This window comes from Psychrobacter aquimaris, from assembly GCF_016107525.1.
Taxonomy (GTDB): Bacteria; Pseudomonadota; Gammaproteobacteria; order Pseudomonadales; family Moraxellaceae; genus Psychrobacter; species Psychrobacter aquimaris.
The window spans coordinates 192,356-214,195 of the sequence record NZ_JABASR010000001.1 but is presented as its reverse complement, the minus strand read 5'-3'; the positions used below and the strand labels follow the sequence as shown (position 1 = coordinate 214,195).

The following is a 21,840-nucleotide window of genomic DNA, read 5'->3' as shown; positions in this document are numbered from 1 at the left end:
GATTATGCCTTTAGTGTAGAAACAGGATTTGACTCTTGAAGTGAACTTACAAGCGGTAAGTTATCAACCCAAAATTTATTGTTCTCAATAGTCTCAATCACTGCGTCTAAACTCTCTTCCAAAGTACTAGAAGCGCTTTTATCATCATTATTTTTGAGCATATCTGAAAAATACTGTTTATGTCCTTTTAAAATAATAACCAACTCTTCAAAAGAGATTTTTAAAAACCCATTAATATACTCATGATCAAACTCTAGCGTCGTGTCTACAATCCACGAGTGAATGCTAAACTTAGAGCTATCAAGTCCTAGGCTGGGTAAAAAAATATCGCTAACATAGCTAGACTTACGTGATAATTGATACGCAGCTTTTTTCAATACAAAATTTCTATACTCATATATTTCTTTCACACTACTTTTTACATAAGTAGATTTAAGTTCAATAACCAAAACTTTATTATCTGTTACTACAATTGCATCTATCTCACCCACTCCCGACTCTGAAGGCTCATACTGACTATAGACTTCACCTTTATATTTAGCCAATAGTCCAGCTAGATTTTGCTCCATTAAATCAGTTTCAAATTTCAAGCCAGCTCGGTTTTTATACAATTTTCTAAAGGTATTTATGGTAGCTGTATTGAAGTTTTTTTGAAAAGTTACCCATGGTAATGAAAACATATAACCATCAAGCTTATAAAAAGATTTTTCCCCATAAGAAGAGCTTTCGCCTTCTCGCAAATTTTGCGACCAAAAGTCCAAAATACGATTCATCTCTCTCTTTTTTGAATTTCCGCTACCTTCTAATATCCAATCTGACATCTTAATAGCTTTATCTTTAATTTTTGCGTGATTTAAAGGCATTCTATCTTGACCTCTAGAGAGCCCTTGTATCACTAACCTTTCCAATGCCATGAAAGGATGAGCTTTAGTACTAAAAGCAATGTCTTTAAATGGTTGAACAAAGTTATATTCAAAATGTGCCTGAATCATCAGCATAGTGAATATTAAAGCAGATAAATCATATTGTTCGCCAAATTCAGCTTTATTAATTCCATAAATCTCTTCTAATTGTAAAATGATACCTTGCGTTTTTGCCAAAGCTGTTATATTAGCTTCATAATTGACTCCTTTATCCAATCGAATTAGATAAGGGTTTTTATCTAAAGAGTCAAATGCTCTGTATAACCAGTAACTAGATAAAATAGATAGTTTATCTGAAAATTGATCAGTCTCTTTATTAGAGTACACAAGCTTTAGTTTTTCATTCTCTATATAGTAATTTATTTCTAAGTCAAAACAATAAGCATTTATGACTTTATCGCGATACAAATCAATCTCAACCTGACAAGCAACCATTTTTTTAAAATCATCATAACGACTCATGAGCTTATTATTCGGCGTCTGTCCTAATATAAAAGGCATCATAGTGTTTTTAAAAATTGATGCTAATGTTTTTTCTGTAAATTCTTTTTTTTGAATATTAGCACTGGTAATAATGTAATTAAATGCTCTCCATACATTCTCAACTGGTATGTATTCTTCAATGCCATGTTGATAAGGAATTTGGGTATAAAGATTATCTATACTTTTTGGATTCAGTATCAAATACTCACAAGCATATAAACTGCTAAATACCATTGCTGTAATCTGATCTAATTGTAGCTGATTTTTAAGATTTTTATAGGCACTGAGGCGCTCTTGATACTGTAGTTGTATGTATTCAACTGTTCGTAAAAAATTATTAAATTTGAGAAGGTTAAACTGATCAGCTATTTTCTTTAAAATCACCCAAGAATTGTTTTCAGGCTGGGCAATAATACCTGATAGGCGCACTGCATTAATGACACTTTCTTCGTCGATTTTAAGAAGATTTTCCAATATACAGGCATCTATAGATGAATGCGATAACCGAATATACTGACCCAAAGCAAATACAAAATTCTCATTACTCAAATGACCTTGAGATAGCGTCACAATAAAACCTGAAGACCAAAAATCAGTAAATTTATTCACTTTGTTTTTAAGTGTGGAAGGGGTACTGCTTTGGAACAATAAAATATCGATTATCTTCGCCAATGCTTCTTCATAGCCAAAATCAATAACCAGAGCTTCAAATTTAGTGTCAAAATACGTTTTCATTATTCACCCATCAGCTTAAAATTCAACTCGACCTTTATATTAACGGCGCATCATGTTGGCAAAACGCTGCAATAAATTCACATCGGCTTCATTTTTAAGCAGCGCACCATATAACGGTGGAATAGACTTCTCACCGCGTAAGTTTTCTTCTAACTCTGCTTGCGCCATATCATCAGCCAGTAGCAAAGTTAACCAATCGACAAGCTCAGACGTTGATGGCGGCTTTTTAAGCCCTTGAACATTACGTAGCTTATAAAATATATTCAGTGCATCATTGACCAGCTTTTCTTGGATATTAGGGAAATGTACGTCAATGATTTGACGCATGGTTGCTTCTTCTGGAAAGTCAATATAATGGAAAAAGCAGCGACGCAAGAAAGCATCAGGCAACTCTTTTTCATTGTTTGAGGTGATAATTACTACAGGACGTTGCTCAGCAGTGATGGTTTCCCCTGTCTCATAAACATAAAAAGACATCTTATCGAGCTCATGAAGCAAGTCATTTGGGAACTCGATATCAGCTTTATCAATTTCATCAATCAATAACACACTGCGCTCGTTACTGGTAAATGCCTCCCATAGCTTGCCGGGCTTGATATAATTGCCAATCTCATACACCTTATCATCACCCAGTTGCGAGTCACGCAAGCGCGATACGGCATCGTACTCATACAACCCTTGCTCTGCTTTGGTGGTTGACTTGATGTGCCACGTAATCAGCGGCATACCTAAGCTTTCAGCTACCTCCTCCGCCAACAATGTCTTACCAGTGCCCGGCTCGCCTTTAATCAGTAGCGGTTTTTGTAGCGTCATCGCCGCGTTGACCGCCAACTGCAAATCGTCAGTGGCAATATAGTTTTGCGTACCGGTAAAGCTTTTTTTCGTTTTATCAGTCGTGGTCATAATCAAGTCTCAGTTATTGTTATAGATTAAGGCTATCAAGAGCCATAACAGGGCTAAAAGCAATCCATGGTAAATAAATAATTATTTAGATTAGCACAGCATGATTGATTGCCAAAATACTCATGCGTTCGTAGTTGCTGACAAATAACCTATATAGTAAAAAGGTCTTAGCTCTTCGCCGTCTCAGTCAAAAACGTTTTTTCATAAAAAAAGACACGCATGGTGTCTTTTTTTATGGTGCTTTTTATTCACAGTATTTTTTATTGATCATGTCTTTTATGTAACTATCATAAATCCAAAAACTATTCATCTCTAGCAAAATTTTGATATCACTTCTCTAATATCACTTTACTGCTTATCAGACTTTTCCGTATTGGATTTTTTAGCTAAGCTGCTGTCTTTTTTTAAGCTAACGTCTGTTTGAGGATTAGCCGCTAGAGGCTTTTTATTAGACTGTTCAGCAACAGTAGCTTGGTCGGTTAAAGTCGCACTTTCTGTCAAATAACTACCAGTCGTCAGCTGCATGGTCGCTTGCGTATCTTCTGCGGTACGACTGCGCGCTTTATCTAGACTTGACTCAAAGGCACCGCGAATAAGCTGCCAAACAAAGCCCACAAACAAGCCGACCACTAACACGACAAGTATCGGCAGCATGTTAGTAATCGCGCCAGCCGTGTCTTTCATCATAATCGCATAAACCACGGCGATACTAGCGGGGGCAATCACACTTGGATCGCCAAGGGCAGTGCCAGGTGCCAATAACACAGCAAACAACATCATCCAACTTATACCGCCCAACGGCCGCGGTAGCATACGAGCGACCAGCAACCACAATACCAACACAATAACGACACCACCCAGATACGCATACATCGGTAAGTCTGCGGGTGGCACGTCTTTTACCATCTGTCCCCACCATATAGCAATTTCGCCGAGAATATCGCTTATGGCTTCCAGCGGTAAGCTGTTTATAATACCTTTTAACCAGTCCATGCGTGTGTAGTTACCTGCGTTTATAAATTGTGCAGCGCATTTTCGCGCTTAACGATAAACAGTGTGTGCTGTTCTATTATAAATAATACTGTAAATATTATCGACAAAGCCTTTAAGACATGACACCTTGCCATTTTTCTTGCTGCTTATCTTACATAGCCTGCTAGTTTATCACGACTTTCGACCAAAATGCATGAGCGCAAATGTGTCGTAAGCTTTTTCTTGCTAACTGTTATGCAACATATCCAAAAGATGCCTATCAAAAACACGCTTCAAAAACATCCATTAATCGTAAATATTGTCTTGTGCTTCGCGTGCACGTAATTCCGCTTGGCGGCGCATGACATCTTGCGGTGGCATTTGCACAAAATACCCTTGCGACTGTAATTTTGCCAGTACTTCTTCTTTATCAACACGCGCAAGCGTCGGCGTATTGGCTAAGTCTAAATGCATCACAAATTTGCTGCGCCCTAAGCTGGCGCGGAAATCTTTTGGTAACACACCCAGCCAGTCTTTAATCTCGTCGGTATCATCAGGATAATCAGGGCGGGCAATATAGACATACATATCGTCGTGCTTGGGGAATTTATAAATATCACAATGCATAAAAACAACCTATCAGAAACTATCGCCATAGATTAGCATATTTTAGGTGAATATCAGTAGTCGCTTTACGTTTTGCGATGGGCATTCGTGCTAAATTGACTACTATCCACCAAATGCAAAACTATCGACTTATCGATACAGTATTGATTATTCTCACAAAAAATCATTTTTGCCAAAATTATTCATTTTAATCGCGTAGATGGCTTGTAAAAGCGCCTTGAACCTTTCATAATAAAAGCGTTTTTCAGGAGAGAGTCTTGAGCAAGATATCAGGCGCGTTCATATTGATGAGCTGGCGCTGATGATTGTTAAATGACCACCGAAGGCGCATCCACCCTGCCAATCGCTCAGGTAAAAGGACTGAAAAACACATGTCACGACTGTTTCGCTGTCTACCGTCAATCGCGTAGCACACCCAAACACAAGGCATAACAAATCTGGAGAGCGGTAAGGACGGACGACGCCTTACCCACCGAAGGGGAGAAAATGCGACATCATTTGATTTGGTTTTTTAAGGCTGGTGCTTTTAAAAACTTGCAATGATGGTTCGTGTTGAAAATCTCAGGTTACAGGACAGATAGGGCTTTTGCTTAAACCGACGTTCAGCGTCTGTTTGGCGGATTGCGCTATTTTTCTGTGCTACCCTTGGTTGCAATGCTTGCGCCCTGCAATATTGCTTCTCGCTACTATGATAATGCACATCAGCCCTCATACTTTGATACTTGTTTTTACTACTGGTTATCGAATACAGCTGATGTTCACATAAGGATTTGTTATGACCGCTACTCAAGATAATACTGCTCAAAGCGCCAACACTTCAGCCCCTAAACGCACACCTCTTTATCAGTCTCACGTTGATAGTGACGGCAAGCTGGTGGATTTTTCTGGTTGGGAATTACCAATCCATTATGGTTCACAAATCGAAGAGCACGAAGCGGTGCGTACTGATGCTGGTATGTTTGATGTCTCACATATGGTCGTCGCTGATGTCAAAGGTGCTGACAGCAAAGCATGGCTACAAAAGCTACTGGCCAATGATGTCGATAAACTAAAAAATGTCGGTAAAGCGCTATATTCTGGCATGCTCAACGAGCAAGGTGGCGTCATTGATGACTTAATCGTTTATCTAATGAACGAAGACGCAACTGAATACCGTATCGTCTCAAACGCTGCTACTCGTGATAAAGACATGGCACAATTTGAGAAAGTCGCCGAAGGTTTTGACATCAGCATCACTGAGCGTCCAGAGCTTGCGATGATTGCCGTGCAAGGACCAAACGCTGTTGAAAAACTGGCGCAAACCAAACCTAGCTGGGCAGATACCTTGGCGGGACTTAAGCCTTTCGTTGGTGCTGATCTAACAGACATCGAGGGCACAGACTGGTTCGTCGCTCGTACCGGTTATACGGGTGAGGATGGCGTCGAAGTCATCATGCATGGCGACGATGCACCAGCCTTCTTTGAGAAATTAAAAGTCCATGGCGTCAAGCCTGCTGGTCTTGGCGCGCGTGATACCTTGCGTATGGAAGCGGGCATGAACCTTTATGGTCATGACATGGACGACAGCGTCAGTCCTTACGAGTGCAACATGGGCTGGACACTCGCGCTTAAAGATGAGCGTGATTTTGTCGGTCGTGACGCTTTGGTTAGCAAGCGTCAACAGTCAAAAGACGATAACTCTGCCATGAAGCAAGTGGGCTTATTGCTAACGACACGCGGTGTATTGCGTGAAGGCATGACCGTAACCATCAATCAAGGCACGGACAATGAGCAAACTGGTATCATTACCAGTGGCACCTTCTCCCCTAGCCTAAAAAATTCGATTGCGATTGCCCGTGTGCCTGCCAGCGTATCAGATGATGATAGCGTTCAGGTCGATCTGCGTGGCAAAGGCAAGTTCGTTGATGTGCGTGTTCTGAAGCTACCGTTTGTCCGTAATGGCAAGCAGCAGTTTGACTCGTAGGCATTATAAACTCTATTATTAACGTCCACTATTTTTGTTAACCATCCTCTATCACTTAGGAGAGAGAGACCATGAGCAATATCCCAGCAGAACTAAAATACATCGCCAGCCACGAGTGGCTACGCTTAGAAGACGACGGTACTATCACTGTTGGTATCACTGACCATGCTCAAGACCTATTGGGTGACGTGGTGTTTGTTGAATTGCCAGACGTGGGTGACATCATCGCCGTTGATGATGAAATTTCAGTAGTTGAATCAGTAAAAGCTGCCTCTGATGTTTATGCGCCTATCTCAGGTGAAATCGTTGCAATCAACGAAGCACTAGAAGACGATCCAGAAATCATCAACTCTGACCCATACGGCGAAGGTTGGTTCTTCAGAATGAAGCCTGACAATATCGCTGACTATGAAGCGCTGATGACAGCTGATGAGTACGAAAACGAGCTGTAATATCAGCTTCACGTTCTCGCTTAAAAGCGGTGTTTTATTTACATGCCGCTACTTATAACCTTAAAAAACGTAGCTTGTTATGACAGATATTGGCGTCAGCTGATATCTGTACGCTTTTCCTAAAATGCTTATCGCTCAATTTATTGCTTCCAATCGCTATCTGATTTATTTATATCAACCACTTGTCAGACGCTATTGAAGAAACGTTCTCAATAATGCCCCAAGTTGATCACTTAATCTCCAGCATGGATCCTCATATGACCCCTGACACTGATAATCAAGCAAACTTTGCCACGCCTGATAATACACCGCAGCTGCAAGCGTTTCGCGAGGTGGTTGAATCACGCCGTTCAGTCCGTCGTTTTACCGATACACCGATACCTAATGATGTGTTAGCAGACTGTTTGCGTTTGGCCATGCTTGCGCCAAACTCTAGCAATTTACAGCCATGGGAATTTTATGTGATTGATGATGCAGATAAGCGCCAACGCGCGGTGAAAAACTGCATGAATCAAAATGCAGCGAAAACCGCCGCTCGCTTAATCGCTGTCGTCGCTCGCACCGATGTGTGGCATGACCATGCCAAGCAAATATTGCGCGAATACCCTGATAAGCCAGTACCCAAAAAAGTCAAAGACTACTACACCAAAGTCGTTGCCATGGACTTCTTACGAGGGCCTGCCAATGTGGTATCAGCGGCTAAATGGGGTGCGACACAAGTGGTCAGACGGGTAAAAGGTCCGATTAAATCACCTTACTATACTTTTGAAGACACCAAAAACTGGGCAACCAACAATACCGCCCTTGCGGCTGAAAACCTAATGCTTGCACTACGCGCGCATGGCTTTGATAGCTGTCCGATGGGTGGCTTTGATGAGCCTGCTATGAAGCGGCTGTTAAATCTAAGCGATGATCAACATATCATTATGATGATTGGTGCTGGCGAGCGTGCTGATAATGGCGTTTACAACACTCAGTTCCGCTTTGACCAAAAGCAATTTGTCCATTACGTATAAAATCGTAAACCATTTTTTTATTTTAGCCATCCCTTTATTACTCCCTTAACCAAGGATTGTCATGACTATCTCGCAAAACCCAACGTTTGATACCTTTAAAGGTTTATTCAACGAAGCTGAATTTGTCTATCGTCATCTAGGCTCCAATGAGACCAAGCAAGCTGACCTACTCAGTGCAGTTGGCTATCAAGACATGGCGAGCTTCATCAACGATACCGTGCCTGAACCAGTGCGCTTGCATAAAGAGCTAGATTTGCCAGTCGCGATGAGTGAGCATGCAGCGCTTGCCAAATTGCGTACCATGGCAGATGACATCACCGTTAATAAGAGCTATATCGGACAAGGCTACTCGCCAGTACGTATGCCAGCGGTCATTCAGCGTAACGTCCTTGAAAACCCAGGCTGGTACACAGCTTACACACCTTATCAGGCAGAGATTGCCCAAGGTCGCTTAGAAGCGTTGCTTAATTTCCAACAAGTTTGTATTGATTTGACTGGTCTTGAGCTTGCTGGCGCGTCATTGCTTGACGAAGCAACCGCAGCAGCAGAAGCTATGGCAATGTCAAAGCGTGTCAGCAAAAGCAAATCAACGCAGTTTTTTGTTGATGACCGTATCTATCCACAAACATTAGATGTCATTAATACCCGTGCCAAGTACTTTGGTTGGGAAGTGGTGGTTGGTGATTTCGAACTGGCCAAATCAGGCGATTATTTTGGTGCTATCTTCCAATATGTCGGTGTTGAAGGCGACGTACAAGACTTAACCGACGTCATCGCTGCTGTGAAGAAAAATAAAACTTACGTGAGCGTCGTCAGTGACATCATGAGCTTGGTGCTCTTAAAGTCACCAGCCGATATGGGCGCAGACATAGCATTAGGTAGCACCCAACGTTTTGGTATCCCAATGGGCTTTGGTGGTCCACATGCCGCCTACTTTGCGTTCTCTGATAAAGCTAAGCGCTCAGCACCTGGTCGTATCATCGGTGTATCAAAAGACTCACAAGGCAATACCGCCCTACGTATGGCACTACAAACTCGTGAGCAGCATATCCGCCGTGAAAAAGCCAACTCAAACATCTGCACCGCACAAGTATTGCTCGCCAACCTAGCCGGTATGTATGCCGTTTATCATGGTCCAGGTGGCGTGAAGCGTATCGCTACTCGTATTCATGCTTTTGCTACTGCATTCGCTGATGTTATTAAAGGTGCCAACGACAGCAACTTAAATGTGGTACATGATCAATTCTTTGATACCGTCGTCGTTGATTGTGGTTCAGAGAAGCTGGCAACCCAGATTTTTGAAAATGCGGACAATGTTGGTTATAACTTATGGCGTTTAAGCGACAGTAAACTTGCTGTTTCATTTAGTGAAATTAGCGATCAACAAGACTTTAGCGTTTTAACCCAGCTATTTGTTAGTAAAGCACATGACCTACCTGAAGCGGCGAGCGTATCACTCGATAGCGCACATCTGCGTACCGATGATATCTTGACCCATCCAGTATTTAACTCTCATCATACCGAACATGAAATGCTGCGCTACTTAAAATCGCTTGAAGACAAAGATTTGGCGATGAACCGTAGCATGATTTCACTCGGTAGCTGCACCATGAAACTGAACGCCACCAGTGAAATGTTGCCGATTACGTGGCCTGAATTTGCCAATGTGCATCCTTTTGCACCGCGTGATCAAGTCACTGGCTATATCGCCATGATTGATAGTCTACAAGACCAACTTAAAGCGATTACTGGTTTTGATGATGTGTCTATGCAGCCAAACTCTGGCGCTTCAGGTGAATATGCCGGTCTATTAGCGATTCGCCGCTATCATGAATCATTGGGCGAAACTGACCGTGATGTTTGTCTAATCCCTCAGTCAGCGCACGGTACCAACCCTGCGACGGCTATGATGATGGGTATGAAAGTAATCGTGGTTAAAACCGATGACAATGGTAACGTTGATATCGATGATCTAACCGCTAAGTGTGAAGAAAATAGCGCTCATCTAGGTGCCTTGATGATTACTTATCCATCAACGCATGGCGTGTTTGAGGAAGGCATCCGTAAAATCTGTGACCTCATTCATAAGCATGGCGGTCAAGTTTATATGGATGGTGCCAATATGAATGCACAGGTTGGCATGATGCAGCCTGCCGACGTTGGCGCTGATGTATTGCACATGAACTTGCATAAAACCTTCTGTATCCCGCATGGCGGCGGCGGTCCAGGCATGGGTCCTATCGGTATGAAATCGCATTTAGCACCCTTTATGGCCAATCATACATTGAGCCCTGTGCATAACGCGCAAAAAGACTGCTCGGCCGTATCAGCAGCACCTTATGGCTCAGCAAGCATTTTACCAATTTCATGGATGTACATTGCCATGATGGGCCGTGATGGCTTATTAAAAGCAACTGAGCTGGCATTATTGAATGCTAACTATGTCGCTGCTCAATTAAAAGACCACTACCCTGTCCTTTATACGGGCAAAAACGGTCGCGTTGCGCACGAATGTATCATTGATATTCGTCCGTTGAAAGAAGAGACTGGCATCAGTGAAAGCGATATTGCTAAGCGCTTGATGGATTACGGTTTCCACTCACCAACGATGAGCTTCCCAGTTGCGGGTACGTTGATGATTGAACCAACTGAGTCTGAATCTAAAGAAGAATTAGATCGTTTCATCAGTGCCCTAAAATCTATCAAAGCCGAAGCAATGAAAGCCAAAGCTGGCGAAGAGGGTTGGACACTAGAAGACAACCCACTGGTCAATGCGCCACATACCGCTGCAATGGTCACCAATAGCGAATGGACACATCCATACAGCCGTGACACAGCAGCATTCCCACTGCCTTATATCCGCGCCCATAAATTCTGGCCAAGCGTAGCACGTGTCGATGACGCTTATGGTGATAAGAATCTCATGTGTTCTTGCCCAAGTATCGAAAACTATATGTAATTGACGTTTTCTAGAAATTATAAATAGTTTTTTATCAAAAAACCTCCAAGTCAGCAGCTGATTTGGAGGTTTTTATTTTGCTTACTTTTTATCTATCAAATTAATAGGTAATATGATTATTAGACTATAGTCTGTTCAATATAATGTGGATACAAGGAAGGCGCGTGAAAGTACTACAAATAGTAGACTAAGCGAGCCTGACACCGTATCCATATTATAGAGGGTTGGCTATAAATTATAAAAAACCAATGTAATAAAATCTTGTACTTATAACAAATTTTTCATCTTAAAATAATTTCGAAGAAATTACTGGGACACTGCTATGCAACAAAAAAACCGCGTTATTCTTATTCATGGTCTGCACCAAACCGCTTGGATCATGCGACCGCTCGCCAAACGCTTGCAAGCAACAGGATTTGATACTCATCAATTCGGTTATCGTAGTATGCGTGATGGTATTAAAACCCATAGCGCACGTCTCAACAGCTGGCTAGAAAAGCATCATCAGCCAGACCAACCGATCGATTTGGTCGGTCATAGTTTGGGCGGTTTAATTATTCGTGATTTTGTCACTGCTTATCCGCAATGGCAGATAGGACGCTGCGTGACACTTGGGACACCGCATGTAGGCAGTGTGTGTGCAGACTATATTTGGCGTTTGACCCCAGCCATGGTGGGACGCTCATACATCGATGCTTTAGATGGCACCGTAGCGCCATTACCAAAACACATTACTCTTGGTGTAATTGCAGGTAATCGCCCGTATGGCTTGGGTCAGCTGTTTTTACAGTATCATAATCGAAAATTGCGTCAGGCAGATGGCATGCCATCAGCAGAACATCTGCTACATGATGGCACAGTATATGTAGCAGAAACCAAAATAGAGGCAGCCACGGATCATATAGTGTTGCCAGTGTCGCATACTGGGATGCTGGTCGATAAAACCGTAGCCGCGCAAACCAAGTATTTTTTACAACATGGACAATTCGAGCATAACAAGCTTACGTATTGAGAAAAGCATCATCTTTTATCAATGATAGAATCTTATGGCTTATCGAACATTGATACCCATACCCTGCTGCAACTCAGTTTTATGTTTTTCGATGACTGGAATCAAGGTGTCCATGACCCAGTCACTCCGCCAGCCTTTTAAACCTTCTGGCAGCTCACTTAATTCCTTATCAAAAGCAATCACTTCATATAATTGCCCAAGCCACTTTTTACGCATCAATACATTGTCAGGTACGCCGATAGCTCGTGCGTGATCATCGATCGCTTGCTGTACTGCTTTTGACAATACTTTATTTTTTGAGCGATACGGCGGTAATAGGCAGTCAGGATATTCAGCAGGATGCAGATTTTTTGCTTCTTTGATTACCTTGAGCAGCTCTTCACCATACAGTCGCAACATGCTACGGTGCATCGTGGTTTTGTGCGCAAGCTCTCGCATATTGCTTGGTTTTTCAGTGATGATCTCACGTACTGCTTGTTTTTTAATCACAAACGTACGTGGCTGATTGGTCGAACGCGCCAGCTCCTCGCGCCATGTTGCAACCGCTTGCAGTATCGCCATCTGCTGTGAAGTATAACGATAATCCGCCATTGTTAGGTACATTGCGCTGTCTTCAACATGCTGAGCATCGTACAAATCACTGGCATAAAGCTGGCAGTCTGCCCAGACATAATCGTACAAACCTTGCTTTTTTAGCGCGTATTCAAGACTCAAATAGAGCGCTGGCAAAAAGCGTACGTCATCAATCGCATACTGCTCTTGCTCGTCTGATAATGGACGTTGTAGCCAGTCGGACTGGCTGTGTTCTTTATCAATGTGCATGTCTAGCTGGTCATCAAGCGCCTGCTGATAGCCCATTTGCAATTGACCGGTTAAGTAAGACAACGCAATTTGCGTATCAAATATATTGGTCAACGGCGGACAACCAGATAGTAGGTAAAAAATCCCTAAATCCTCGCCGCATGCATGCCAAATAGCCACATCAACTTTGGCCAGCGCCTGCCACAGTTCGGCCAGTTGCAACTGCGGAGCATCTAGTAAATAAACATGATTGCCAGTATTCAGCTGCACCAATGCCAAGCGCGGATAATAAGTATCACGTTTGATAAATTCAGTATCTAACGCCACCCGACCGCAAGTCGCCAATGCATCGATAACTTCAGCCAAACCATCTTGCTCACGCACCCACGTGACAGCAGCTTCGTCGGCACTATCTAGCAGTGCATCAATATCTGGCTCTGGCGGTAGATCTACTGACTCTATTTCAGAATTGATTGATGGTTCTAATAAATCATCAGTAGCAGCAATGTTGTCTGCAAGGTTTGATTGGGTGGCAGCAGTCGACGCTGTTGAAGTATTGTTGGACACGGGCAGATACCTGCATAAATAGGAGAAAATAAAACGCTAATCTGCGTTTTAGTAAAATGAGAAATGAAAATAATAATAGTGCAATTATAACAATTTCATGAAACAAAATGGACAAGACTTGGGTTTTATAAAAAAGTGCTATGAAAAATGTCAGTGTGCTATAAAAATGAACGATTTTGCATGGCCTGACCAAGTGTCATACTATCCAAGTATTCAAGCTCGCCGCCCATTGGTACACCTTGCGCTAAACGTGTGACCTTATTGACATGACGACTGACTGCCTCGCTGATAAAGTGCGCGGTGGTCTGCCCTTCGACAGTCGTGCCAGTCGCTAAAATCAACTCTTCAACAGGCTCTTGTTTAACCCGCCAAACCAGCTGATCAATATTTAAATCATCAGCACTAATCCCATCAATCGGTGATAAGTGACCACCTAACACAAAGTAGCGACCACGGTAGCCGGCGGTCTGCTCTATCGCCATCACGTCTGCTGCCGTTTCGACTACGCATAATAAGTTATCATCACGGCGCGGATCTTGGCACAGCGGACAGATATGGTCATCACTAAAGCTGTGACAGCGATGGCATTCGACGATATCGCGCATCGCCTCATCAAGCGCTTGGGCAAGTGCCATACCTTGTGGACGTTTTTTGGTCAGCAGATGTAGCGCCATACGTTGGGCGCTTTTTTGACCCACACCCGGCAAAATACGCAGCTGTTTGACCAGCTGATCAAATTTGGCTGTCAGCAAAGCATCTTCCTTTATTTAAAAACCGTAGCTGTGAAAATGGGGTCGTATCGTGTCGATAACAACCCCATTTTTTCTTTAATATGCAGCCTTTAGCGTTTGAAAACCAGCTACTTAGAACATGCCTTGCATACCTGGTGGCAGACCCATACCTGAGGTCGCGCCAGCCATGGTTTCTTCATATAGCGCATCTGCTTGACGAACTGCATCGTTGATAGCAGCAGCGATAAGATCTTCGATCATATCTGGCTCATCTTCAAGTAAGCTTGGATCAATAGTCAAACGCTTGACCACATGGCGCCCCGTCATGGTGACTTTTACCAGACCACTACCCGCTTCGGCTTGCACTTCTTTATTGGCCAGCTCTTTTTTAGCGTTTTCAACGTTTGCTTCGACTTTCTTTTGCATCGTTTGTGCTTGTTGCATTAATGCTTGAATATTCATAGTTGCCTCTTTTGTTTTTTAATAATAAATGATTGATATTTTACTAATATAAAGTGCTAACCGCGATTATACCGTTATCTTTACAAACTGTCTAAACCACGCGCCAAATCTTTGATGATATCTTCTACATCTTCTAAGCCTACTGATAAACGAATAAGACCATCTTTGACACCAGCTTCGGCACGAGCTTCGGCAGTCAGACGAAAATGAGTGGTGGTCGCAGGATGGGTAATCGTCGTTTTGGCATCGCCCAAGTTATTGGTGATAGAAACCATTTGTGTTGAGTCAATGACATGCCAAGCAGCAGCTTTGGAATCACGACTATTCGAATCAGTGCTATCAGAAGCCTTTACCTCAAAACCCATAATAGCACCATAGCCACCTTTCATATGATGTTGGCGCGTCGCCAGCTCATGAGCAGGATGATCGCTTAAGCCTGAGAAATGTACGGTACTAACATTGGGGTGATTGACCAAGAATTCTGCCACTTGATTGGCATTTTGACAATGCGCTTGCATACGCAATTTCAGTGTTTCTAACCCTTTGGTAAAGACCCATGCGTTAAACGGACTCATACTGATACCGCCTGAGCGTACCACGGTAAACGCCTCTTGCATGAGCTTATCGCTACCGACCAATGCACCGCCGAGCACTCGACCCTGACCATCTAAATATTTAGTGGCAGAATGAATCACAACATCCGCACCCAAATCAAGCGGACGCTGCAATGCGGGCGTGGCAAAGCAGTTATCCACGACCAATAAGATATCGTTGGCTTTGCACAGCTGACTTAAATAGCCGATGTCACAAATTTGCGCCAATGGGTTACTTGGGCTTTCACAATAAATCACCTTAGTATTGGGCTGCACCGCCTTTGCCCACGCCTCGTTATCAAAGCAATCGACGTAGCTGACTTCCACACCAAACTTTGCCATATAATTATTAAATAGACCAATCGATGAGCCAAATAATTGATTGGCAGCAAGCAGATGATCGCCCGCTTTTAGATATGCCAAGCACATGGTTAAAATCGCCCCCATGCCCGAAGCTGTCGCCACTGCGCGCTCACCGTTTTCAAGCGCTGCCAAACGACGCTCAAAGGTACGCACACTCGGATTGGTATGACGTGAATACACGTTACCAGTCTTTTCTCCATTAAAATGTGCGGCGGCATCTGCCGCTGAGGTATACACGTAAGAGCTGGTGGTAAAAATGGCTTCTGAGTGCTCACCCTCATCGGTACGATGTTGCCCTGCCCGTACAGCAATGGTTTGCATACCATAATCGAGATTTAAATTGAGCGCGTCGCTGCGCCAGTTTGGATCTAGTTTATCTACGTTGTTATCATCATGGGCTTGCGATTGACTCATAAATATTCCGTTGCTTTAGTTGGTATTTTGATTGATATAAAATGACTGCTTATTCTTCTGATTATCGACCGAATTCATCAGCGTTATCATATCATGTCAACTTATTCCACACAGCTGGTTTCAAATGATGGCTAAATATTATTTTCGAATACTCATTTGCCCCTTCATTAACACAAGATGAAAGAGAAACTTTATCTAAACGATAGATAAATAATGTCAGGATAGTTCGCTGAATCTAACAAAAATAACGTATTTATCATAGGCACGGATGGCGACAACTGATAAGCTTAGCGGCGATTTGACTTTTGCCTTGGGCGATAGGGTCATACGCTTCGTCATCAGTACTATCATCGATAAAATAAACGATGAACTAGGGTATGTCCTCAACGCAATTAATCGTCATCTAAATGGGCTAAAAATGAGGATACGCCCTACTGCTTATTTTCTAACAAATACTTCATCATATTAAGATTAAGGTTCACTAAGGTAATTCATTTATGTCGATGTTCAGTATAGAACCAAGCAACTTATCGTTGAGTCTAACACTCGGACTTACCTTAGGTCTTAGTGGATGTCAGGTCTTACCAAAGCAGCCGCACTTGCCTGAAAGCCAAGCTTTATCGGCACGAGTACATGCCTTATATCAACAAGAAGACGTTCAAGAAGCTGGACAAAGCGACACATCTGCAATCAACAATATTGATCTGGTAGCATCCATTAGCGAGCAGAATGATATTCACCCAGATTTATCTGGCTATCATCCCATTGTAACTGGTGCTAATGCCTTTGCTTCTCGCAGTATCTTAACGGATATGTCCACACGTAATATCGATGCGCAATATTACATTTGGCATAATGACCAAGCTGGTCAGCTACTATTGAAAGATCTGTGGGAAGCGGCTGAGCGCGGTGTCATTGTACGCTTACTATTAGATGATTTTAATAATGATGCCACCTTCGATCAGCATTTATTACGTTTTTCCAGTCACCCGAATATCGCGGTACGGATCATCAATCCGCTGATGCACCGTAAGTTTCAAACATTAAACTACGTCACAGGTTTGCCACGTATCAATCGCCGCATGCACAATAAAAGCATGACTTTTGATAAGCAGATTACCATCATTGGGGGACGTAATATTGGCAATGAATATTTAAGCAATGACCAAAATAGTCAATTTGCGGATTTGGATGTTTTACTAATTGGTAAAGTCGTCGCAGATATTGACAACAGTTTTTCAAGCTATTGGTCATCGCCCTTGTCATTCGATATCGAAACTCTAGTGAAGCCTGACAACAGTACAGCGCCTGATTTCCTAACGGCACTGGACAAGCTTGGTCAAGATGAAAAAAGTAGTGATAACCATTTGACGGTGTATAAAGAAGCGCTAGAAGAGTCAACGATAGACAGTGACTTGGTCAATAAGCGCGTGCCTTTTCGCTGGACAGATATGCAGTTCTTGAGTGATGATGTGGGCAAGCTGACCAAAACGGTACCAACGGATACCAATTTGGTACATCAATTGCGTACTTTGTTAGGCAGCCCAACCAAGAAGTTGACCATCATTTCTTCTTACTTTGTACCCACCAAAGATGGTGTCAATACTTTAGTGCAATTGGCTGAAGCAGGCATTGATATCAAGATTTTGACCAACTCATTTGATGCAACCGACGTGACCGCTGTGCATTCTGGCTATAGTCAATGGCGCCCTAACTTGCTGCGCGCAGGTGTCAAAATCTACGAGCTGAAATCCACTGCCTCTGAAGAACAACGTGAGAACAAGCTTTGGAAAGCTCGCAGTCAATCCTCAACCAGTCTACATGCAAAAACTTTTGCCGTTGATGATTATCAAGTATTCATTGGCTCATATAATGTCGATCCTCGCTCTGCCAATATCAATACAGAGATGGGTGTGATCATCAATGATGATGAGCTGGCAAAACAATTACATGGTGCACTGAGCGATGACCTTCTAAACCAAGCTTATGAAGTCAAACTATCAGATAATGGTAAGCTACAGTGGCATACCATGGAAAATGATAAAAAGGTGGTTTACGATTCAGAGCCTCGCGTCGACATCAGTGATCATGTCTGGCTGACCATCATGTCATGGTTACCTATTGATTGGCTACTATAGCTGTCACTATCACAAACATTCTATAACTCAGTCATATTTAAACAACACACCACTATTGAGTTATTTTTTCAACCCAATTTTTTTAATTTGAGCATCTTTCAGACACTCTTAATTTCGATGCGTTTTGCTCAACTATTTTAGCTCAGACATCTTTACTTTTTCGGCAAATCATTATTTCTTCATACTGATTTGTCGTTTTTTATTATAGTCGGTTATCCAGATAATAATCGGCTTAACGAATACTATTATATGTGGATGCGTGACTTATTATGCCTTCTCGTTCTCAATATGCACTGATGTCTTCTAAAGACAGAAACACAGTACTGTTTATCTGCTTTAGCAGCGCAGTCGCATTTTTTGACTTTTTGATTTATTTATATTTAGCAGATATCATGGCAGCGGCTTTTTTCCCTGCTAATATCGACCCTGCTATTACAAAAATGCAGGGGCTTGGACTATTTGCGATCGGTTATTTAGCACGCCCACTTGGTGGTATCATCTTTGGTCGTTATGGTGATATCAAAGGCCGAAAACCCATACTGCTAATCAGTATATTAGTGACGGCGGTCAGCTTGTTGGCGATGGCATGCTTACCTACTTATGGACAATGGGGATTGATTGCACCAACCTTATTTATAGTCTTGCGACTGATACAAGGCATGGCATTTGGTCTTTATGTACCACTCGCTTGGGTTTTTGTGGCAGAGCATGTACCACGCCAATATTCGTCAGTAGCCTGTAGCTATGTTACCGCCAGTTTTTATGTAGGTGTACTGTTTTCTAATGCCTTTTTTCTTTGGTTGACCAATTCCATGACGACTGAGCAACTGGCTAATTACGGCTGGCGTTTACCATTTTTCGTCGCGGCCATTCTGAGTTTATTGCCATTATTGGCATGGCGATGGATAGATGAGTCACCGTTTTTTATTGAAATGAAAAACTCAAAACCGAATGACTATGTTGCTAAACCATTCAACTTACTCTTTAAGCATTGCAAACACTCGTTATTTATCGGTATGGTTCTCACGCTTATTATTTCTAGCATCACGACTGTTGTCGTGCTACTGCTACCCGATTTGATTGAATTACGTTTTACCTTAGACAGCGATTTATTTGGATTTTCACACAGTCTAGGTATTGTATTCATGGTTCTTGGTTGCATCTTTTATGGGATAATATCTAACCATCAAAATTTCGGTAAGATTCTGACAGTAGGCTCTATTCTTTTAATTGCTCAGATGCTGGCATTTTTTTACCATCTGCAAGCCAGTGGCGACTACATCCTCATTATGTATGCGCTTTTAGGCTTCTGTGCTGGCGTCGTTGGTATGATACCTGCCATCCTTATACAGTTATTTCCGACCAATGTACGGTTAACAGGAATGGCTTTTTGTTATAATGTCGCCTACGGTATTGTTGGGGTACTCGTGCCTTTCGGGCTGGGTTATGCCACGCTATATGTGAGTTTCTCACCAGCACTTTATATTACGTTTATCGGTTTTATCGGCATAATAATGGGGATTTATTTTTACAATTTGCCTGAATTCAAAAAAATCGACCACGTTATCTAGGACGTATCCTCATTTTAAAAATGTGAATAAAAACGAGATAAATTGCAGCCAAACAAGAAAAATAGTACAGAGGATATCGGGATATTGACTAGATTTTTGACGTATTTTGGCAAAATTTAGCCATTTTCAGACCATTTAGTCGCTTTTTTTCAGAGTGAGGGTATGCCCTACTAATAGCTGTCTATTATCCGCATAACGATTAAAGTTAAGGTGCAATGTCATGTCTCATATATTGCGCCTTATTCATTTATTTAAGACACCAATATTAAAATATTAAGGCTCAAAAACCATGGTTGATATGACCAACAAACGACTCTCAGTTGCACCCATGATCGATTGGACAACGACCGATTACCGTTATTTTGCACGGCTTTTTAATCCGCATGTTTATTTGTATACCGAGATGATCAGTACGGACGCACTCATACATGGCAATCGAGCACGGCATCTGCGCTTTGATACGCTTGAGCATCCGCTCGTACTACAACTGGGCGGGGCAGATATTGGCGAGATGACACAATGTGCCGAATTTGCTCAGCAACATGGCTATGATGAGGTCAACATCAATGTTGGCTGCCCCTCTGATCGCGTGCAGCATAATAAAATAGGTGCGTGTTTGATGGCGGAGCCTAATACGGTCGCTGATTTGGTCAAACACATGCAAGCAGCAGTCGATATCCCCGTGACCGTGAAGCATCGTATTGGTATTGATGATTTTGACAGTTATGAGTTTATGGTGGATTTTGTAGAGAAAGTGGCAGCAGCGGGTTGCACACGCTTTATTGTCCATGCACGTACCGCATGGCTGCAAGGGCTTAGCCCCAAGCAAAATCGCGAGATACCACCGCTACGTTATGAGGATGTCTATCGTCTCAAACAAGACTTTCCACAGCTTGATATCGAGATTAATGGCGGTATCGATACCGTTAAAGACATCGAAGCACATTTGCAGCATGTGGATGGCGTGATGATTGGGCGCGCGTTTTATCACAACCCTTACCTATTAGCAGAAACCAATAGCTTATGGGACAAACCAGCACCTAAGCGTTCAGACATCCTAGCGCAGCTTTATCCTTATCTGGAGGCGCAGATTGCTAACGGTGAAGCACTCCCAACGATGACGAGACATTATTTAGGGTTGTTTCAAGGACTGATGGGTGCGCGCAAATGGCGGCAGGCGTTGAGTGGTAAACCTCAGCTAACGATCGACGATATCAAACGGGCAGCAGATGAGGTATTACTACTAAATCCTGATGTTTAAGAAATCCATCATCATGACGGTGGCTATAAAAGTGCACTAATAACGCCGAAATAGCCATTATTCATTTAGGCGGTTTGCGCAAGATATTGCCACATCGCCGCCCCATTATTCACGATGTGCAACAATATCGGCAGTAACAGCGAGCCAGACTTGATACGCGCGTAGCAAAATATCAATGCTAATACCACGATGGTACTGATTTCATAAATACCATATTGCACATGAATCACCGCAAATATCAAACTGGTCACGACACTTGCTACGATTGCCCCTCGGTGCTTTGGATAAGTTGGCGAGGTAAATTGCTCTGCGATCGCCGACCATAACAGACCACGAAATATCAGCTCTTCATAGATTGGCGCAACAATCACCATTGCAAATATCAACAGCCATACTGAGCTGACAGACTGATATAAAGGGTCGACGAAAAGCAGTGGCGATTTATCAAGCAAATAAGTCAATGCCTGACTGCCAATCATAAATATCAATAGCAGCCCAAGCATTCCCATACCCACAGCAAATGAAAACGGCTTTAGTGCTAAATACTGACGACTATCGCCGCCTTTTATACGAATAACCAAAAGACTAATAGCAACCAGTAGCACGCAGCCTATCATAATAGAGAGGCTGACCACGGTGCCATCGTTGCTGCCGAAAAAGAAAATATCAGCCATGGTTGAATTTTTAGCAGCCGGTAATACCAGCTTGCCAGCGATATACACGCCTAGCAGCTGACTGATAAAAAATGCCATCAGCATGCCAACAGTCAGTAGAAACACACCCAGTCGCGAAAATAGCGGGGTGCGCTTAGACGGCGTAGTAAGATTGTGCGAAACACTAACATTTTTTAGCATAAAGTCATTACTCAAACGGATATTTCATCAGCTCGCATCT

General features: G+C 42.6%; 17 protein-coding genes and 2 riboswitches. Of the genes, 8 read left to right on the top strand and 9 right to left on the bottom strand.

Annotated elements, in window-relative coordinates; translation table 11 throughout:
* Positions 1-2 precede the first annotated feature (2 nt).
* From JFC10_RS00950 to JFC10_RS00935, 4 genes are all read right to left on the bottom strand, one after another.
* Complete coding sequence (locus JFC10_RS00950) at positions 3-2,141, bottom strand: hypothetical protein (RefSeq protein WP_198331249.1); 2,139 nt, start codon at positions 2,139-2,141, stop codon at positions 3-5.
* A gap of 39 nt (positions 2,142-2,180) precedes the next feature.
* Positions 2,181-3,044 (bottom strand): AAA family ATPase, encoded by an 864-nt coding sequence (locus JFC10_RS00945; protein WP_198331248.1) that lies wholly within the window; start codon positions 3,042-3,044, stop codon positions 2,181-2,183.
* 348 nt (positions 3,045-3,392) lie between these two features.
* A complete protein-coding gene (locus JFC10_RS00940; RefSeq protein WP_198331247.1) occupies positions 3,393-4,037 on the bottom strand; it encodes a hypothetical protein in 645 nt (214 codons plus the stop codon).
* A 285-nt stretch (positions 4,038-4,322) separates the two neighbouring features.
* The gene (locus JFC10_RS00935) at positions 4,323-4,643 is read right to left on the bottom strand and encodes a YcgL domain-containing protein (RefSeq protein ID WP_198331246.1); all 321 of its coding nucleotides are present in this window, start codon (positions 4,641-4,643) and stop codon (positions 4,323-4,325) included.
* A gap of 235 nt (positions 4,644-4,878) precedes the next feature.
* Positions 4,879-5,016, top strand: a riboswitch (glycine riboswitch).
* Between the two features lie 54 nt (positions 5,017-5,070).
* Positions 5,071-5,230, top strand: a riboswitch (glycine riboswitch).
* Between the two features lie 188 nt (positions 5,231-5,418).
* Between JFC10_RS00935 and gcvT the strand changes: the two genes are divergently transcribed.
* The 5 genes from gcvT (at position 5,419) to JFC10_RS00910 (ending at position 12,045) form a co-directional block, all read left to right on the top strand.
* Positions 5,419-6,606 (top strand): glycine cleavage system aminomethyltransferase GcvT, encoded by a 1,188-nt coding sequence (gene gcvT / locus JFC10_RS00930; protein ID WP_198331245.1) that lies wholly within the window; start codon positions 5,419-5,421, stop codon positions 6,604-6,606.
* 71 nt (positions 6,607-6,677) lie between these two features.
* Positions 6,678-7,058 (top strand): glycine cleavage system protein GcvH, encoded by a 381-nt coding sequence (gene gcvH / locus JFC10_RS00925; RefSeq protein ID WP_193012700.1) that lies wholly within the window; start codon positions 6,678-6,680, stop codon positions 7,056-7,058.
* Between the two features lie 257 nt (positions 7,059-7,315).
* Positions 7,316-8,074, top strand: coding sequence for a nitroreductase family protein (locus tag JFC10_RS00920; RefSeq protein ID WP_198331244.1), 759 nt, complete (start codon positions 7,316-7,318; stop codon positions 8,072-8,074).
* 61 nt (positions 8,075-8,135) lie between these two features.
* On the top strand, positions 8,136-11,033 hold the full coding sequence (gcvP, locus tag JFC10_RS00915; protein WP_198331243.1) for an aminomethyl-transferring glycine dehydrogenase: 2,898 nt from the start codon (positions 8,136-8,138) through the stop codon (positions 11,031-11,033).
* 322 nt (positions 11,034-11,355) lie between these two features.
* Complete coding sequence (locus tag JFC10_RS00910) at positions 11,356-12,045, top strand: esterase/lipase family protein (protein ID WP_198331242.1); 690 nt, start codon at positions 11,356-11,358, stop codon at positions 12,043-12,045.
* A gap of 39 nt (positions 12,046-12,084) precedes the next feature.
* On the opposite strand, the gene JFC10_RS00905 is transcribed toward JFC10_RS00910, so the two are convergent.
* The 4 genes from JFC10_RS00905 to JFC10_RS00890 all read right to left on the bottom strand — a co-directional run bounded on the left by JFC10_RS00905 (position 12,085) and on the right by JFC10_RS00890 (position 15,976).
* On the bottom strand, positions 12,085-13,413 hold the full coding sequence (locus JFC10_RS00905) for a ribonuclease D (protein ID WP_198331241.1): 1,329 nt from the start codon (positions 13,411-13,413) through the stop codon (positions 12,085-12,087).
* Between the two features lie 158 nt (positions 13,414-13,571).
* Entirely contained in the window at positions 13,572-14,165 is a 594-nt protein-coding gene (recR, locus tag JFC10_RS00900; protein WP_193012697.1) for a recombination mediator RecR, read from the bottom strand.
* Between the two features lie 111 nt (positions 14,166-14,276).
* Complete coding sequence (locus JFC10_RS00895; RefSeq protein WP_045445429.1) at positions 14,277-14,606, bottom strand: YbaB/EbfC family nucleoid-associated protein; 330 nt, start codon at positions 14,604-14,606, stop codon at positions 14,277-14,279.
* A gap of 80 nt (positions 14,607-14,686) precedes the next feature.
* Positions 14,687-15,976, bottom strand: coding sequence for an O-succinylhomoserine sulfhydrylase (locus JFC10_RS00890; RefSeq protein WP_198331240.1), 1,290 nt, complete (start codon positions 15,974-15,976; stop codon positions 14,687-14,689).
* Positions 15,977-16,473: 497 nt separating this feature from the next.
* On the opposite strand from JFC10_RS00890, the gene JFC10_RS00885 reads away from it, so the two are divergent.
* The 3 genes from JFC10_RS00885 (at position 16,474) to dusA (ending at position 20,946) form a co-directional block, all read left to right on the top strand.
* Positions 16,474-18,114, top strand: coding sequence for a phospholipase D family protein (locus JFC10_RS00885; RefSeq protein ID WP_198331239.1), 1,641 nt, complete (start codon positions 16,474-16,476; stop codon positions 18,112-18,114).
* Positions 18,115-18,383: 269 nt separating this feature from the next.
* Positions 18,384-19,685, top strand: coding sequence for an MFS transporter (locus JFC10_RS00880; RefSeq protein ID WP_198331238.1), 1,302 nt, complete (start codon positions 18,384-18,386; stop codon positions 19,683-19,685).
* Positions 19,686-19,974: 289 nt separating this feature from the next.
* On the top strand, positions 19,975-20,946 hold the full coding sequence (gene dusA, locus JFC10_RS00875; protein WP_198331237.1) for a tRNA dihydrouridine(20/20a) synthase DusA: 972 nt from the start codon (positions 19,975-19,977) through the stop codon (positions 20,944-20,946).
* A 65-nt stretch (positions 20,947-21,011) separates the two neighbouring features.
* Here the strand turns inward: dusA and JFC10_RS00870 are convergent, their stop codons facing one another.
* Positions 21,012-21,800, bottom strand: a complete 789-nt coding sequence (locus JFC10_RS00870; protein WP_227685890.1) for a CPBP family intramembrane glutamic endopeptidase — start codon at positions 21,798-21,800, stop codon at positions 21,012-21,014.
* Between the last annotated feature and the right edge of the window lie 40 nt (positions 21,801-21,840).

What these genes read in the sequence shown, in the direction of transcription:
- JFC10_RS00880 (WP_198331238.1), top strand. Translation starts at nt 18,384, where the DNA reads ATGCCTTCTCGTTCTCAATATGCACTGATGTCTTCTAAAGACAGAAAC.
- dusA (WP_198331237.1), top strand. Translation starts at nt 19,975, where the DNA reads ATGGTTGATATGACCAACAAACGACTCTCAGTTGCACCCATGATCGAT.
- JFC10_RS00945 (WP_198331248.1), bottom strand. Translation starts at nt 3,044, where the DNA reads ATGACCACGACTGATAAAACGAAAAAAAGCTTTACCGGTACGCAAAAC.
- gcvH (WP_193012700.1), top strand. Translation starts at nt 6,678, where the DNA reads ATGAGCAATATCCCAGCAGAACTAAAATACATCGCCAGCCACGAGTGG.
- JFC10_RS00895 (WP_045445429.1), bottom strand. Translation starts at nt 14,606, where the DNA reads ATGAATATTCAAGCATTAATGCAACAAGCACAAACGATGCAAAAGAAA.
- JFC10_RS00935 (WP_198331246.1), bottom strand. Translation starts at nt 4,643, where the DNA reads ATGCATTGTGATATTTATAAATTCCCCAAGCACGACGATATGTATGTC.
- JFC10_RS00920 (WP_198331244.1), top strand. Translation starts at nt 7,316, where the DNA reads ATGACCCCTGACACTGATAATCAAGCAAACTTTGCCACGCCTGATAAT.
- JFC10_RS00885 (WP_198331239.1), top strand. Translation starts at nt 16,474, where the DNA reads ATGTCGATGTTCAGTATAGAACCAAGCAACTTATCGTTGAGTCTAACA.
- JFC10_RS00890 (WP_198331240.1), bottom strand. Translation starts at nt 15,976, where the DNA reads ATGAGTCAATCGCAAGCCCATGATGATAACAACGTAGATAAACTAGAT.
- JFC10_RS00940 (WP_198331247.1), bottom strand. Translation starts at nt 4,037, where the DNA reads ATGGACTGGTTAAAAGGTATTATAAACAGCTTACCGCTGGAAGCCATA.
- JFC10_RS00910 (WP_198331242.1), top strand. Translation starts at nt 11,356, where the DNA reads ATGCAACAAAAAAACCGCGTTATTCTTATTCATGGTCTGCACCAAACC.
- gcvP (WP_198331243.1), top strand. Translation starts at nt 8,136, where the DNA reads ATGACTATCTCGCAAAACCCAACGTTTGATACCTTTAAAGGTTTATTC.
- gcvT (WP_198331245.1), top strand. Translation starts at nt 5,419, where the DNA reads ATGACCGCTACTCAAGATAATACTGCTCAAAGCGCCAACACTTCAGCC.
- JFC10_RS00870 (WP_227685890.1), bottom strand. Translation starts at nt 21,800, where the DNA reads ATGCTAAAAAATGTTAGTGTTTCGCACAATCTTACTACGCCGTCTAAG.
- JFC10_RS00950 (WP_198331249.1), bottom strand. Translation starts at nt 2,141, where the DNA reads ATGAAAACGTATTTTGACACTAAATTTGAAGCTCTGGTTATTGATTTT.